Origin of the sequence: Microbacterium sp. SA156 (assembly GCF_049065455.1) — a bacterium.
GTDB lineage: Bacteria > Actinomycetota > Actinomycetes > Actinomycetales > Microbacteriaceae > Microbacterium > Microbacterium barkeri.
This window is the reverse complement of the sequence record NZ_JBAKGU010000018.1, coordinates 43,273-58,575: the sequence shown is the minus strand read 5'-3', so window position 1 is coordinate 58,575 and position 15,303 is coordinate 43,273. Positions and strand designations below refer to the sequence as shown.

15 protein-coding genes are annotated in these 15,303 nt (G+C 72.8%); 13 read left to right on the top strand and 2 right to left on the bottom strand.

Going from position 1 to position 15,303, the window contains the following annotated elements; translation table 11 throughout:
• From ACOWU6_RS14865 to ACOWU6_RS14820, 10 genes are all read left to right on the top strand, one after another.
• A partial coding sequence (locus ACOWU6_RS14865; RefSeq protein WP_421076168.1) for a DUF222 domain-containing protein occupies positions 1–682 on the top strand: 682 nt, incomplete at its 5' end.
• A gap of 134 nt (positions 683–816) precedes the next feature.
• Positions 817–1,524, top strand: coding sequence for a DedA family protein (locus ACOWU6_RS14860; protein ID WP_421076167.1), 708 nt, complete (start codon positions 817–819; stop codon positions 1,522–1,524).
• A 19-nt stretch (positions 1,525–1,543) separates the two neighbouring features.
• The gene (locus ACOWU6_RS14855; protein ID WP_421076166.1) at positions 1,544–2,173 is read left to right on the top strand and encodes a histidine phosphatase family protein; all 630 of its coding nucleotides are present in this window, start codon (positions 1,544–1,546) and stop codon (positions 2,171–2,173) included.
• A gap of 121 nt (positions 2,174–2,294) precedes the next feature.
• On the top strand, positions 2,295–2,858 hold the full coding sequence (locus ACOWU6_RS14850; RefSeq protein WP_374727746.1) for a KdsC family phosphatase: 564 nt from the start codon (positions 2,295–2,297) through the stop codon (positions 2,856–2,858).
• On the top strand, positions 2,855–3,739 hold the full coding sequence (locus ACOWU6_RS14845) for an N-acetylneuraminate synthase family protein (protein WP_421076165.1): 885 nt from the start codon (positions 2,855–2,857) through the stop codon (positions 3,737–3,739). The genes ACOWU6_RS14850 and ACOWU6_RS14845 overlap by 4 nt, the downstream gene beginning before the upstream one ends.
• Positions 3,740–3,882: 143 nt before the next feature.
• On the top strand, positions 3,883–4,518 hold the full coding sequence (locus ACOWU6_RS14840) for a TlpA family protein disulfide reductase (RefSeq protein ID WP_421076164.1): 636 nt from the start codon (positions 3,883–3,885) through the stop codon (positions 4,516–4,518).
• Between the two features lie 19 nt (positions 4,519–4,537).
• The gene (locus tag ACOWU6_RS14835) at positions 4,538–5,311 is read left to right on the top strand and encodes a cytochrome c biogenesis CcdA family protein (RefSeq protein ID WP_282980321.1); all 774 of its coding nucleotides are present in this window, start codon (positions 4,538–4,540) and stop codon (positions 5,309–5,311) included.
• Positions 5,308–7,029, top strand: a complete 1,722-nt coding sequence (gene resB, locus ACOWU6_RS14830; RefSeq protein WP_271174551.1) for a cytochrome c biogenesis protein ResB — start codon at positions 5,308–5,310, stop codon at positions 7,027–7,029. The genes ACOWU6_RS14835 and resB overlap by 4 nt, the downstream gene beginning before the upstream one ends.
• 54 nt (positions 7,030–7,083) lie before the next feature.
• Complete coding sequence (gene ccsB, locus ACOWU6_RS14825; RefSeq protein ID WP_421076163.1) at positions 7,084–8,061, top strand: c-type cytochrome biogenesis protein CcsB; 978 nt, start codon at positions 7,084–7,086, stop codon at positions 8,059–8,061.
• Between the two features lie 52 nt (positions 8,062–8,113).
• The gene (locus ACOWU6_RS14820; RefSeq protein ID WP_421076162.1) at positions 8,114–9,256 is read left to right on the top strand and encodes an acyltransferase family protein; all 1,143 of its coding nucleotides are present in this window, start codon (positions 8,114–8,116) and stop codon (positions 9,254–9,256) included.
• Here the strand turns inward: ACOWU6_RS14820 and ACOWU6_RS14815 are convergent.
• Positions 9,246–10,688, bottom strand: a complete 1,443-nt coding sequence (locus ACOWU6_RS14815) for a glycosyltransferase (RefSeq protein WP_421076161.1) — start codon at positions 10,686–10,688, stop codon at positions 9,246–9,248. The genes ACOWU6_RS14820 and ACOWU6_RS14815 overlap by 11 nt on opposite strands.
• A 137-nt stretch (positions 10,689–10,825) precedes the next feature.
• On the opposite strand from ACOWU6_RS14815, the gene ACOWU6_RS14810 reads away from it, so the two are divergent.
• The 3 genes from ACOWU6_RS14810 to ACOWU6_RS14800 are packed head-to-tail and all read left to right on the top strand — an operon-like array spanning position 10,826 to position 14,681.
• Positions 10,826–11,605, top strand: a complete 780-nt coding sequence (locus ACOWU6_RS14810) for a DeoR/GlpR family DNA-binding transcription regulator (RefSeq protein ID WP_271174555.1) — start codon at positions 10,826–10,828, stop codon at positions 11,603–11,605.
• Positions 11,602–12,603, top strand: coding sequence for a 1-phosphofructokinase family hexose kinase (locus tag ACOWU6_RS14805; RefSeq protein WP_421076160.1), 1,002 nt, complete (start codon positions 11,602–11,604; stop codon positions 12,601–12,603). Before ACOWU6_RS14810 ends, ACOWU6_RS14805 begins: the two co-directional genes overlap by 4 nt.
• A gap of 41 nt (positions 12,604–12,644) precedes the next feature.
• The gene (locus ACOWU6_RS14800) at positions 12,645–14,681 is read left to right on the top strand and encodes a PTS fructose transporter subunit IIABC (protein WP_421076159.1); all 2,037 of its coding nucleotides are present in this window, start codon (positions 12,645–12,647) and stop codon (positions 14,679–14,681) included.
• A gap of 55 nt (positions 14,682–14,736) precedes the next feature.
• Here ACOWU6_RS14800 and ACOWU6_RS14795 read toward each other — a convergent pair whose 3' ends face one another.
• Positions 14,737–15,180, bottom strand: a complete 444-nt coding sequence (locus tag ACOWU6_RS14795; protein WP_421076158.1) for a YdeI/OmpD-associated family protein — start codon at positions 15,178–15,180, stop codon at positions 14,737–14,739.
• Positions 15,181–15,303: the final 123 nt, after the last annotated feature.

Below are 15,303 nucleotides of genomic sequence, written 5' to 3'. Positions count from 1 at the left end.
CCGCACCCCCGGACAGAAACGCCACGACGCGTTCTTCGCGATGATCCAGGCCGCCTCACGCGCCGCCGAGACCCCCACCCTCGGCGGCGCCGCCCCCACCGTCATGATCCACATCACCGCCGACGACCTCACCACCACCAACCCCACCGACACCGGCGACGGCGACAGCCCGCACGACACCGCGGCCCACGGCACGGGTTCCGCGTTCACCCGCCCGCGGCACGGCATCGCGCACCTCGACGGGGTCGACGCGCCCGTCCCCGCCACCGTGGCCCGCCGGATCGGATGCACCGGAGACATCCTCCGCGCCGTCTTCAGCCCCGAAGGACGCATCCTCGAACTGCGCAGCATCCAACGCTGCTTCACCCCCACCCAACGCAAAGCCATCGTCGCCCGCGACGGAGGATGCATCATCCCCGGCTGCACCATCCCCGCCGCCTGGTGCGAGATCCACCACGTCCAAGACCACGCCCGAGGCGGACCCACCGAAACCGACAACGGCGTCCTGCTCTGCTGGTGGCACCACCACCACCTCGACACCTCCGGCTGGACCATCCACATGCACCACGGCGTGCCCTACATCGCCGCCCCCAACTGGATCGACCGACACCACCGCCACCGACCAGCACCCACCTCCCGCACCCGACTCCACACCAAACTCACCCGCACCCTCAGATGCTGACAACCGCGCAGATGCCGAACCACGCGCGACGAGCGCACAGGCGATCCCGGCCCTTCGCACAGGGAACCCGGATGCGCCGTCGATAGCGTCGAGCCCGACCCCACCGCCCGCGCCGACGGAAAGGCCGCACCGACATGACGACGACCGAGATCACGGCCGCCGCCGACGGAGGATCCTGGCTCTCCACTCTCATGGATGCGGTCGTGGGGCTCATGGACGTCATCGGCCCCTACGGCGCCGGCGTCGCGATCGCGGCCGAGAACCTCTTCCCGCCGCTGCCGAGCGAGGCCATCCTCCCCATGGCGGGCCTCGCCGCCCATCGCGGCGCATTCGCGCTGTGGGAGGCGATCCTCTGGACGACGGTCGGGTCCGTCGTCGGCGCGCTCCTCCTCTACGGCATCGGCGTCTGGTTCGGCGTCGACCGCCTGCGCCGCATCGCCGAGCGCCTGCCGCTCGTCTCGGGCGAGGACATCGACCGGACGGTGGCCTGGTTCCACCGGCACGGCGGCAAGGCCGTCTTCCTCGGCCGGTTCGTCCCGATCTTCCGGAGCCTCATCTCGATCCCGGCGGGCGTCGTGCGGATGCCCGTGTGGCGCTTCGCGCTGCTCACCGCCGCGGGAAGCGTCATCTGGAACACCGTCTTCATCCTCGTCGGCTGGTATCTCGGCAGCGGGTGGCACATCGTCGAGCAGTACATGGACGTCGTCCAGAACGTCGTCATCGTGGGCGTCGCGGCCGCGGTCGTCTGGTTCGTCGTCGTCCGCATCCGCGCGCAGCGTCGCCAGCGGGCGGCCGGTGCCGTCGCTCCGCGCGGCGAGCGCGAGGCGCCCGCGGCCGACTGAGCGTTCGTAGACTGGGCCTGTGCCCGCCGAACGCCTCCATCTCGTCCGCCACGGCGAGGTCTTCAATCCGCGGCGCGTGCTGTACGAGCGCATGCCCGGATTCCGCCTGAGCGAGGACGGGCGGCGGATGGCCAGGGCCGCGGCCGACTACGTGCGCTCGCTCGACCGCCCGCTCGCCGAGCTCGTGTGCTCTCCGCTCGAGCGCACGCGCGAGTCGGCCGAGCCGTTCACGACGCTGTTCGAGCTCGAGCCGCGCGCCGACGAGCGCGTCATCGAGCCGTGGAACGCGTTCGCGGGGAAGCGCATGAGCCGCGCCGTCTTCATCCCGCAGAACTGGTGGCACCTCCGCCGCCCGTCGCGGCCGAGCTGGGGCGAGCCGTACCGCGAGGTCGTCGACCGCATGCACGCGGCCCTCGACGACGCGTGGGACGCCGCCGACGGCGGCGACGTCGTCATCGTGACGCACCAGGCGCCGATCTGGATCACGCACCTCTCCGTCGCCGGCCTGCCGCTGCGGCACGATCCCCGCACGCGCCGGTGCGCCCTCTCGAGCGTGACCTCGTTCGAGCGCAAGGGCGACGTCTGGCGCGAGATCGACTACGTCGAGCCCGCGTCGACCGCGGGTGCGGTCGACGTCGGCGCCGTCTGAGACCCGCACCGCGCCATCCTTCACCCCGCCGTCGCCTCGCGGGCACCTTCCGGACCCCTCGCGTTCACGCAGTGCGCTGACCGTAGAAGGTCAGCGGGAGACGCCCGCTGACGGAGGTCACGTGAGCGGTCTGAGGCGAGAGGCGATCGACGCCCGGGCGGTCGTGACCGACTTCGACGGAGTCCACACCGACGACACCGCCTTCGTCGACGCCGACGGCCGCGAGTTCGTCCGCGTGAGCCGCTCCGACGGGATGGGCGTCTCGCTCCTGCGCAGGGCCGGCATCCCCTTCCTCATCCTCTCCACCGAGACGAACGGCGTCGTCGCCGCGCGCGCCCGCAAGCTCCGCGTCGACGTGCGCCAGGGGCTCGACGACAAGGCGGCGGCTCTGCGCGAGTGGGCGGATGCCCAGGGCGTCGCGCTCGCGGATGTCGCGTACCTGGGCAACGACGTGAACGACCTGCCGTGCCTGCGGATCGTCGGCTGGCCCGTCGCGGTTCCGCGCTCCCATCCCGACGTGCTCGCGATCGCCCGCGTCGTCCTGCACCGAGCGGGCGGCGACGGCGCCGTCCGCGAACTGGCCGAGCGCGTCCTGCGCTCCCGCACGGGCCTCGTGCCCGAGCGCGCGGGCGCTGCGCTCCGCGCGTCCATCCCGTCCTCGTCACAACCGGAGGAGCACTCATGACGGTCACGATCGGCACTCGCACGCTGGGCGATGCGCACCCCACCTACGTCATCGCCGAGATCGGCCTGAACCACAACGGCTCGGTCGAGATCGCCAAGGAGCTCATCGACGTCGCCGCGGCCGCCGGCGCGGACGCGGTCAAGTTCCAGAAGCGCACCCCGGAGATCTCCACGCCCGAGCACATGCGCGACGTGCCGCGCGAGACGCCGTGGGGCACCATGACGTACCTCGAGTACCGCTACCGGGTCGAGTTCGGCCGCGACGAGTACCTCGAGATCGGCGCGCACGCCGCCGAGCGCGGCGTCGACTGGTTCGCGTCGCCGTGGGACGAGCCCTCGGTCGCGTTCCTCGAGGACCTCGACGTCGTCGCGCACAAGGTCGCGTCGGCGAGCCTCACCGACGACGGACTCCTCGCGGCTCTGCGCGACACGGGCAAGCCGATCATCCTCTCCACGGGCATGTCGACCATGGAGCAGATCGACCGCGCGGTCGACCTCCTCGGCACGGAGAACCTCGTCCTCCTGCACGCGACGTCGACCTATCCGATGCCGGCGGAGGAGGCGAACCTCCGCATGATCCCGACGCTGAAGGACCGCTTCGCCGGCGTCCCGGTCGGATACTCGGGGCACGAGCGCGGCCTCGCGATCTCGTTCGCCGCCGTCGCGCTGGGCGCGGCCGCCGTCGAGCGCCACATCACGCTCGATCGCGGCATGTGGGGCTCGGACCACGCCGCCTCGATCGAGCCGACCGAGCTCGCGGCCCTCGTCGCCGGCATCCGCGACATCGAGCCCGCCCTCGGCGACGGCATCAAGCGCGTCTTCCCCGGCGAGCTCGCGCCCATGGCCAAGCTGCGTCGCGTGGGAGCGGGCGCCGCGGTCTGACCCGCCTGCCGCGCTTCGCGGCGAACCGGCGCCCGATCGCCGCATTTCGGGGCAAGGCTCGCCGAGCCTTGCCCCGAAGCCCCCGCCCCGGCCATACAGCATCGACCCAGGCACCTCGAACCCGGGAACGTAGGATGGGAGCCGTGCGCACGCCTGCCGTCCCGAGCCTGTCTCCCCGCATCCGCCGGGGCGCGAGAGCGGCCGCCGCGCTCGCCGTCGCGACGCTCATCGCCGGTCTGGCGGCGTGCTCCGCGGACCCCGTGACGCAGGCCTACCTCGAAGGCGACGACAAGGGCTACATCGCGAGCGACTTCCGGGTGAAGGAGATCCCCGTCGAGGAGCGCGGCGAGCCCGTCGAGTGGTCGGGTGTCACGGAGGAGGGCGACGAGCTCTCGAGCGACGACACCGCGGGCGATGTCACCGTCGTGAACTTCTGGTACGCCGCCTGCGGCCCGTGCCGGGCCGAGGCCGCCGACCTCGAGTCGGTGTGGCAGGAGTACCAGGGCGAGAACGTGTCGTTCGTCGGCGTGAACACGAACGACCAGGCCGACACCGCGCGCTCGTTCGCCGAGCGGTGGGGCGTGACGTACCCGAGCATCATCGACGTCAACGACGGCAGCGCGAAGCTCGCCTTCGCCGGCGCGACCTCGATCCAGGCGACGCCCACGACGCTCGTCCTCGACACCGAGGGGCGCGTCGCCGCGGTCCTCATCGGCCAGCTCGAGGGCGCGTCCATCCTCTCGACGCTCGTGGCCGACACGCTCGCGGAGTCGGCATGACCGCCGCGGGCGCGGCATCGTGAGCCTCGACGCCGTCGTCTTCGGCGGGGCCCTGTGGCTCGCGATCCCGATCGCGATGCTCGCGGGGCTCGTGTCGTTCGTGTCGCCCTGCGTGCTGCCCCTCATCCCGGGCTATCTCGGCTTCATCGGGGGAGCCGTCGCGCCCCGCGGCGGGGCGGCGGATGGCGCGGCGCCGGGCGGCTCGCGCGGTCGCCTCGTCGGCGGGGTGCTCCTGTTCATCGCGGGCTTCACGCTCGTGTTCGTGACCCTCATCGTGCTCGGCGGGCTCGCTGGCAGCGGCCTGCAGCAGTTCAGCCTGCTCTACGGCGACCTCATCACCCGCATCCTCGGCGTCGTCATCATCCTCATGGGCGTCGTCTTCATCGGCTTCCTCGGGTTCGCGCAGCGCATCGCGCGCCCGCAGGTCAAGGGCGACCTCGGCCTCATCGGCGCTCCGCTGCTCGGGATCGCCCTCGGCATCGGCTGGGCGCCGTGCATCGGCCCGACCCTCACGGCGATCATGTCGCTCGCGATCATCCAGGGAGACGGGTGGCGCGCCGCGGTGCTCGGCCTCGCCTACTCGCTCGGGCTGGGCATCCCGTTCCTCCTCGTCGCCCTCGGCTTCGGCTGGGTCACGCGATCGACCGCGTTCCTGCGTCGGCACATCCGCGTCGTGAACATCGTCGGCGGCGTGCTCCTCATCGTGCTCGGCCTGCTCATGGTGACGGGCCTGTGGACCGACGTGATGTCGCGCCTCGGCGTGCTGTTCGCCACGATCGAGCCGCCCCTATGACCGCCGAGAAGGGCGCCGCGACCGCCCGGAAGGACACCGTGACCGATCAGCGCACCGCGCCCCAGCGCGACGGCAGCGAGCCGCTGCGCCCCTCCGACCACGTCGACGCCGACGAGGCGATCGCGCAGCCCGCGCTCGGCTTCGTGGGATGGCTGCGGTGGGGATGGCGGCAGCTCACGAGCATGCGCACGGCGCTCGTGCTGCTGCTCCTGCTCGCGATCGCGGCCGTTCCGGGGTCGATCTTCCCGCAGCGCATGGCGAACCCGAACGGCGTCACGCAGTGGGAGCGTGACAACCCGGATCTGTTCCCCGTGCTCGACGCGCTGCAGCTGTTCGACGTGTATCAGTCGGCCTGGTTCTCGGCGATCTACATCCTGCTGTTCGTCTCGCTCATCGGCTGCATCCTGCCGCGCACGAAGCACCACGCGAAGGCCCTGCGCACGAAGCCGCCGCGCACGCCCGCGCGGCTCGCGCGCCTCGACGACTTCCGCGAGGACCGCATCGCGGCCGAGGACCCGGAGGCCGAGGCCGCCCACGCCGTCGATCTCGCGGCCGCGCAGCTCAAGGCGCAGGGGTATCGCGTCGAGCGCTACGACGGCCGCGGCGCGTTCTCGGTGTCGGCCGAGCGCGGGTACCTGCGCGAGACGGGCAATCTCGTCTTCCACGCGTCGCTCGTCGGCGTGCTCCTCACGGTCGGGATCGGCGGAGGATTCGCGTACACGGGCCAGCGCGTCGTCGTCGAGGGCACGACCTTCGTCAACTCGCTGCTCGACTACTCGTCGATGAACCGCGGCCGCTTCGTGTCGGAGGCTGCCCTCACGCCGTACTCGATGCGACTCGACTCGTTCGACGTCACCTACCAGGAGTACGGCGGGCCCGGGTCGGGGCAGGCGGGCGACTTCTCCGCCAACGTCACGGTCACGCATCCCGACGGGTCGACCTCGGAGGACGCGGTGCGCGTCAACCACCCTCTCCAGCTCGAGGGCGACGCGATCTACCTGCTCGGCAACGGGTACGCGCCGACGATCACCGTCCGGAACCCCGAGGGCGAGGTCGTGTACCGAGACTCCGTGCCGTTCCTGCCGCAGGACACCGCGATGACGTCGACCGGCGTCGTCAAGGTGCCCGACGGCCTCTCCGAGCAGCTCGGCCTCGTGGGCTTCTTCTACCCGACCCAGGTGCCGCTCGACACGGGCGCGTTCGCCTCGGCGTACGGCGACCTGCTCAACCCCATGCTCACCCTGAACGTGTACGCGGGCGACCTCGGCATCGACGACGGCACGCCGCGCTCGGTGTACGCCCTCGACGTGACGGGGCTCGAGCAGCTCACGGGCGGCGACACGGGCGTCGACTCGATCGAGCTGGCACCGGGTGACACCGCCGACCTGCCGAACGGCATGGGCACGATCACGTTCGAGGACGAGACGCCCGAGGGCACCGATCCGGCCCTCGGCTACACCGAGTCGGTCAAGCGGTTCGTGTCGCTCCAGATCCACCACGATCCCTCGGCGCTCGGCGTGCTCGTGTTCGCGGTCCTCGCGACGCTCGGCCTGCTCGTCGCGCTCTTCGTGCCCCGGCGCCGGATGTGGGTCAAGGCCACGCCCGACGGAGACGGCGTGCGCCTCGAGTACGCGGCTCTCGCCCGCGGCGAGGATCCCGCGCTCGCCGACGCGGTCGAGCAGCTGCGCGCGAAGCACCGGGCCGCGCTCGACGACTGATCCTCGCGCTCGGCTCCCGACCGCGCGCGACCCCCGAAACCTAGGATGGACACCATGCAGCTCGATCCCGTGACGATGGACAGCTTCTCCGTCGTGCTCGTCTGGACGGCCATCTCGCTCTACGTCCTCGCGTTCATCGCCTACGCGGTCGACCTCGCGAACCGCTCGCAGGCGTCGCTGGCCGCGAAGGACGCCCGGCAGCTCGTCGGCGTCGGCGCCCGCGCCGCGTCTCCCGCCGCGAGCGAGCCAGTGGTCGCGGCCGCCCCGCGCTACGTGTGGGGCCGGATCGGCACCTCGCTCACGTGGCTCGGCTTCGTGTTCCACCTCGGCGCGACGCTCCTGCGCGGCCTCGCCGCGGGGCGCGTGCCGTGGTCGAACATGTACGAGTTCGCGATGACCGGCACGCTCCTCATGACGGCGGTCTACCTCGGCGTCCTGTTCTGGAAGGACCTCCGCTTCCTCGGGTCGTTCATGACGGGCCTCGTGACGGTGCTGCTCGGCTCGTCGTCGCTGTTCTACGTGCAGATCACGCCGCTCATGGACCCGCTCAAGTCGGTCTGGCTCGTCATCCACGTCTTCGTCGCGTCGCTCGCGACCGCCTTCCTCGCGCTCGCCTTCGCGCTGTCGGTGCTGCAGCTCCTGCAGGCTCGGCGCGAGCGGATGGTCGTCGAGGCGGCCGAGGCGCCTGCGCGCCGCAGCATGCTCCGGACCATCCCGAGCGCCGAGGCGCTCGAGGGCCTCGCATACCGCTTCGCGATCATCGGCTTCATCTTCTGGACGTTCACGCTCATCGCGGGGGCCATCTGGGCGAACGACGCCTGGGGGCGCTACTGGGGCTTCGACACGAAGGAAGTCTGGACCTTCATCATCTGGGTGCTCTACGCGGGCTACATCCACGCGCGGGCGACGCGCGGCTGGCGCGGCACGCGCTCGGCGTGGCTCTCGATCGTCGGCTTCGTCGCCGTCATCTTCAACTTCACGATCGTGAACATGTTCTTCGAGGGGCTGCACGCGTACAGCGGCCTCAGCTGAGCGTGGGAGGAGCCTGAGCACCGCGCTCCGCTCGGTTGCCTAGGCTGATCGGATGGCCGCGCCCCGACCCGCACGACTGCACGCGCTCGACGGCGTGCGCGGAGCGGCCGCGCTCGTCGTCGTGCTCTACCACGCGAGCCTCATCGCCCGGCCGTTCGCCGACGACGGGACGGCCCGCCTCATCTGGGAGACGGCGACCGAGTCGCCCCTCAAGCTGGGGTTCGCGGGAACCGAGGCGGTCCAGGTGTTCTTCGTGCTGTCGGGCCTCGTCGTGACGCTCCCCGCGCTGCGCGCGGGGTTCTCGTGGCCCGGCTACTTCGTCTCGCGACTCGTGCGCCTCTACCTGCCCGTGTGGGCGGCCATCCTCTTCGCCGTCCTCCTCGTCGTGGCCATCCCGCGCGACCCCTCCCGGGTGACGCCCGACGTCTGGATCGTGAACGCCAATATCACCTTCCCCGACTGGGCGCTCGCGTTCGACGAGGCCACCCTCATGCCCGTGACGTACGACACGGTGAACACGCTCTGGTCGCTGCGCTGGGAGATCGTCTTCAGCGTGCTGCTGCCGGTGTTCGCGGCCGTCGCGCTGCTCCTGCGGCGCTGGGCCTGGCCGGCCGCGGTCGCGTGCATCGCGGCGATGGTCGCCGGCCGGGTGCTCGACGAGCGGCCCTTCGACCTCGACGCGCTCGTCTACCTGCCGACGTTCCTGCTCGGCTGCCTCATCGCCGTCCGCCTCGACGAGATCACCGCGTGGGCGCGGCGCCGGCCGCGGCCCATCCTGTGGCTCGCGCTCTTCGCCGCCTCCTGGCTGCTGCTCATCGCGTCGTGGTGGACGCGCCCGCTCGTGCCGCCCTCGAGCACGCTGGGGGAGGCCCTGTGGGGTCTCGCGGGCGCGGGCGCGGCAGGGCTCATCCTGCTCGCCGTGTGCTCCCCGCTCGCCGAGCGCGTGCTGCAGACGCGCCCGCTGCGCTGGCTGGGCGACATCTCGTTCAGCCTCTACCTCGTGCACGCGCCGATCCTCGCGACGCTCGCGTTCGCGTGGGGCGACGAGAACTGGGCGCTCGTCGCTCTCGCGGGCGTCCCGCTGAGCCTCGCGGTCGGGTGGCTCTTCCACCGCGGCGTCGAGCGGCCCTCCCACCGTGCCGCGCGCGCGGCGGGGCGCCGCGCGGAGCGCGCGTTCGCCCGCGTCACCGCCTGAGCAGGCGGTGCTTCCTGCGGTGCGCGCGGCGCATCGCCTGTCCCCACGCGCGGGTGACGTCCTCGTCGGAGAAGCGCTGCGCGCTCTCGACGGCCGCACGGCGCATCCGCATCCGCTCCTCCTCTGACGCTCCGACGAACCGCGCGACCGCGGCGGCCAGCGCCTCCTCGTCGCCCGCGGGAACGAGGAACCCGTTCTCGCCGTCGCGGATGATGTCGGCCGCCCCGTAGGGGACGTCGTATGCGATCGGCACGCAACCCGCGGCGAGCGCCTCGATGAGGACGAGCGGGAAGCCCTCCGAGGTGGACGTCGACAGCAGGAAGGAGGCGCGCTCGAGCTGCGCGGCCGCGTCGGGCGCGTACCCGCGCAGCCGGATGCCGTCGTCGGCGAGCGGGGCGAGGCTCGCGCGGTCCTCGCCCTCGCCCCACACGTCGAGCTCGACGTCGAGGCCCGCGGAGCGGGCCGCGCGGACGGCCGACATGGCGTGCGCGATGCGCTTGCGTCGGGTTAGGCTCGCGAGCATGATGCCGGCGCCGGGCGGCCGGCCCTCGAGCGGCGGCGCCTCGGGCAGGTCGCGGCCGTTCGGCACGACGTCCAGGCACGCGTGCTCGCCGAGCAGGGCCACGACGTCGTCGCGCTGGCGCTGCGTGAGGAGCACGACGGCGTCGAACGCGTCCAGGTTCTCGAACACGGGCCTCCGCGACTCCCGCAGGCGCCCCATCGGCCGCCGGCGTCCGACGAGATGCGACGCGTGCACGACGTGCATGGTCACCGCGTGCGGGCGGCGGTAGTCCATCGCCCAGCGTGCGACGGTCTTGCTGTCGACGACGAGGTACGACGGCTCGTCCTCGGTGAGCGCGTCGAGCCACGCGCGGTAGAGGTGCGCGATGCGGCCCCACGACCGCACCGGCCGGCCGTCGCCGTCGCACAGGACGACGGACTTCCCGCCCGGGGTCCCGCGCTCGGCGACGTCGCGGCGCTCCGAGAGGAGCAGCGAGCCGTCCGCGCGGAAGTGGTCGGTCTGCAGGATCTCGCCGCCCTCTGATGCGCGCACGCGGCTGAGGACGATGTCGCCCCGGCGCCGCTCGGACAGCCGCTCGCCGTCACGCGGCGGCAGGGTCGCGAGCGGCGTGAACGGGTGCCGGTCAGGGCGGAGGGAGCCGCCGGGCAGGGGGTTCTCGCGCAGCCAGTCCCACAGATTGAGGAGGGTCATCCCGTCGACGATCATGCCCTCGCGCCGCAGACGCTCCTCCCTGGCCGGGTAGTCCGGGTCCGGATCGAACGTGAGCACGGTCACCGGCCGGTCGGCGAGACGCACGAACGCGCGGCTGCGGTGGAGCATCGCGGAGGTCATCCCGCCCCACGTGTCGTCGACCGACCACGTGAGCGCGTACTGACGCCCGCGGGGAAGCATCGGGCGGAGGTGCAGCATCCGGAGAGCCTAAGTCGGCGGCCTCAGCGGTCCCAGGGGATTGCGCGTGTGGCGGACGGTCTGCCAGCGGATCCATAACTCTGTTGCTTTGTGTGGGTTTCGGTTGTATTGTGTGGGAATCCGAAGGAGGATGTCGCATGTACGCAACGGAGCGCAGAGAGCTCATCGAGCAGGCGCTGCTCGCCGACGCCCGCGTCGCGGTCGCCGATCTGGCCGAGCGCCTGGGCGTCACGACCGAGACCGTGCGCCGCGACCTCGCCGTCCTCGAGGAGGCCGGAGTCCTCCGCCGCGTCCACGGCGGCGCGGTTCCCGCCGACCGCGGCAGCCTCGCCGAGACCGACCTCAGGGAGCGCGTCGGCCGCCACGGCGTCGCCAAGCGGCGGATCGCGCAGCGTGCGCTCGACGCCCTGCCCTCCGGGTTCACGGGCTCCGTCCTCATCGACGCGGGCACGACCACCGCGGCGCTCGCCGATCTGCTTCCCGCCCGGTTCGGCGGAGCGCGGGTCGAGGTGGTCACGCACTCGGTCGCGATCGCCGCCGCCCTGAGCGCGAGCGAGGGGGTGGCCCTCTCCGCGATCGGCGGACGGGTCCGCGGCGTGACCGGAGCGGCGGTCGGCGCGCGGACGGTCGAGGCGATCTCGTCCCTCCGGCCCGAGATCGCCTTCGTCGGCGTCAACGGCCTGTCGGCCGCATTCGGCGCGAGCACCCCCGATCCCGACGAGGCCGACGTCAAGGGCGCGATCGTGCGCGCCGCGCGCCGCGTCGTCGTCCTCGCCGATGCGTCGAAGTTCGGCGAGGAGTCGCTGCAGCGCTTCGCGAGGCTCGACCAGCTCGACGTGCTCGTCACCGATCGCGCCCCCGACGCGGCGCTCGCCGCGGCGCTCGAGGACGCGGGAACGGAGGTCTGGGTCGCATGATCGTCACGCTCACCGCCAACCCGGCGCTCGACCGCACGATCGCGCTGGACAGCGCCCTCGTGCCGGGCGAGGTGCACCGGGCCTCCTCCGCGCAGGAGGACGCCGCGGGCAAGGGCGTCAACGTCGCCCGCGTGCTCCACGGCTCCGGGGTCGAGACCCTCGCGGTCCTGCCGCTCGCCGCGGACGACCCGTTCGCGGCGCTGCTCGACCCGACCCTGGCCATCCGCGCCGTGCCGACGACGGCGCACGCCCGCGCGAACATCGCGCTGACGGATGCCGCCGGCGAGACGACGAAGATCAACCTCGCGGGCACCCCGCTCGGCGACGACGTGCTCCGCGCGCTCGTCGACGCCGTGGTCGCGGCCTCGGACGGCGCCGACTGGCTCGCCCTGTGCGGCTCGCTGCCCGCGGGCGCCCCCGGCGACCTCTACGCGACCGTCATCCACGCGGTGCGCGCCCGCGTCGCGCATCCGCCGCGGATCGCCGTCGACGCGACCGGGCCCGCGCTCGAGACCGTGCTCGCCCAGGCCGACGAGATCGGCGCCGTCGACCTCATCAAGCCCAACGAGGACGAGCTCGTGCAGCTCGCGGTCGACCTCTCGGCGCCGGATGTCGACCGGTCCGCGCTGCACTCGCGTCTCGTCCGCGAGGTCGAGGCCGACCCGATCGCCGCCACGGCACGCCTCGCGCGGGACCTCGTGCCCGGCACAGTCCGCGCGGCGCTCGTGACGCTCGGCGGCGACGGCGCGATCCTCGTCGACGCGCACGGCGTCTGGCACGCCGGCATCCCCGCAGGCGTCGACGTGCTCAGCACCGTCGGAGCGGGCGACAGCTCGCTCGCCGGCTACCTGCTCGCCGACCGGGCCGGGGCCGCCCCCGCCGAGCGGCTCCGCACCGCCGTCCACTACGGCTCCGCGACCGCGGCCCTGCCCGGGACGCGCCTGGCGACCCCCGCCGATCTCCCGACCGGCGACATCCCCGTCCGCGCGCTCGACTGAGCGCACCCGAATCCCGCACCGCACCCATCCAGGAGGGCACCGTGTCCACCATCACCCCCCAGCTCGTCAGCCTCGACGAGGATCTCGGAGCCGACAAGGAAGCCGTGCTCCGCTCGCTCTCGGCGCGCTTCGTCGCGCAGGGCCGCGCCCGCGACGCCGAGGAGCTCTTCGCCGCCGCGTGGGCGCGCGAGGAGACCGACGCGACCGGCCTGCCGGGAGGCATCGCGATCCCGCACGCCAAGAGCGCGACCGTCACCCAGGCCTCGCTCGCCTTCGCGCGGCTCTCGCCGGGCGTCGACTTCGGCTCGTTCGACGGCCCGAGCGACATCGTCTTCATGATCGCCGCGCCCGACACCGCCGCCGAGGAGCACCTCGCCGTGCTCTCCACGCTCGCGCGGCACCTCATGGACGAGGACTTCCTCGCCGCCCTGCGCGGCGCGAAGGACGCCGATGAGGCCGTCGCGATCGTCCGTCACGCGATCGGCGAGGGCGACGGAGCTGCCGACGCGGAGCCGGTCGCGGCGGCGCCGACGCCGGCGGCTCCCGCCGACGGCGGACGGCAGATCGACGGGCGCCCCGTGCGGATCGTCGCCGTCACCGCGTGCGCGACCGGCATCGCCCACACGTACATGGCGGCCGACGCGCTCGCCGCCGCCGCGAAGAAGGCCGGCGTGGAGTTCGCGGTCGAGCCGCAGGGCTCGAGCGGCTTCGACCGCTTCGACGCCGAGACGATCGCGCAGGCGGACGCCGTGATCTTCGCGGTCGACGTCGACGTGCGCGAGCCCGAGCGCTTCGCCGGCAAGCCCGTCGTGCGGCGCTCGGTGAAGGCGGGCATCGAGCACGCCGCCGAGCTCATCGAGACGGCCGCGAAGGCCGCGGCCGACCCGGCGGCGGAGCGCGTGAGCGGAAGCGCGGCGGCGTCGACCGCCGCCGCCTCCGCGCAGAAGGAGTCGTTCGGCGCGAAGGTCAAGCGCGTGCTCCTCACGGGCGTCTCGTACATGATCCCGTTCGTCGCGGGCGGCGGCCTTCTGATCGCGCTCGGGTTCCTCTTCGGCGGGTTCGACATCAACGAGAACGCCCAGGACATCGTCCTCGGGAACGCCCTGTGGAACCTGCCGGAGGGCGGCCTCTTCCCATACCTCGGCGCCGTCTTCTTCTCCATCGGCGGCATCTCGATGGGCTTCCTCGTCGCAGCGCTCGCGGGCTACATCGCGTTCGCGATCGCCGACCGCCCGGGCATCGCGCCCGGCTTCGTGGCCGGCTCGGTCGCCGTGCTCATGAGCGCGGGCTTCATCGGCGGCATCGTCGGCGGCGTGCTCGCCGGGCTCGCGGCCTGGTGGCTCGGCTCGCTCAGCGTCCCGCGCTGGCTGCGCGGCCTCATGCCCGTCGTGATCATCCCGCTGCTCGGCTCGATCTTCGCGTCGGGCCTCATGATCCTGTTCCTCGGCTGGCCGATCGCGGCGCTCATGAGCGCCATGACCGACGGGCTCAACGGGCTCGCGGAGTCGGGCCTCATCGTCGTCGTGGGCATCGTCCTCGGCCTCATGATGTGCTTCGACCTCGGCGGCCCCGTGAACAAGGTCGCGTATGCGTTCGCCGTCGCGGGCCTGGGAACGGCGACCGAGGGCAACAGCGTGCCGTACCTCATCATGGCCGCGGTCATGACCGCCGGCATGGTGCCGCCGCTCGGCATGGCGCTCGCGTCGACCGTCCTCGCCCCCAAGGCGTTCACGGCGCCCGAGCGCGAGAACGGCAAGGCCGCGTGGCTGCTGGGCCTGTCCTTCATCTCGGAGGGGGCGATCCCGTTCGCGGCGGCCGACCCGCTGCGCGTCATCCCCGCCTCGATGCTCGGCGGGGCCGTCACGGGCGCGCTCTCGATGCTGTTCTCGGTCGGCTCGCGCGCCCCGCACGGCGGCCTGTTCGTGTGGTTCGCGATCGACCCGATCTGGGGCTTCGCGCTCTCGCTCGTCGCCGGCACCGTCGTCACGGCCTTCGCGGTCGTGCTCCTCAAGCGGTTCGCGCGTCGCCGCACCGACGCTCCCGCACCCGCCCTTGAGGAGGCCGTCGCGATCGCCTGATCCGCGCGGCGCACGGCGCCCCATCCGCTCGTCGGATGGGGCGCCGTGCTGTCGTTCAGCCCCGCAGCTCGGCGAGCGCCTTCTCGAGGCGGCGGTCGCGCGTCGCCTCCTGCTTGGCCTCCGCGATCGACCGGGCGATCTCCTTGCGGCGCGAGTACGCGAGCGCGTCGAAGGCGGCCTTCGCTGCGGGATCCGCCGCGAGCGCCTCGGCGAGCGCGGGCGGCACCTCGACCGTGCGCTCTGCCGCGTCGAGGGCGATCTCGACCTCGACCTCGTCGCCGATCTCGACGCCCAGCTCGGCGCGCGCGGCCTTGCTGAGCCCGAGCATGTTCTCGCCGCCCATCCGCGCGATGCGCAGCCGTGCGACCCGGTCGCCGATCGTCACGACGACGGGCGGGTTCTTCACCGAGCCGAGCGCGGCCACCTGCTCGTCCGAGAGCAGGATGGCCGCGGCCGGCCCGCGCGCATGGATGGTCGTGTGCAGCTGCAGGGCGTTCATGCGGTCACGATAGCGGCCTCGGATCCGCGTGGGGATGCGTCGCGCCCTGCACATTCGCCGCGACTGGCCGGTCAGGCGAGCGGATGGCGGCCGCACGCGGCAAGGACGTCGGGCGAACCCGGG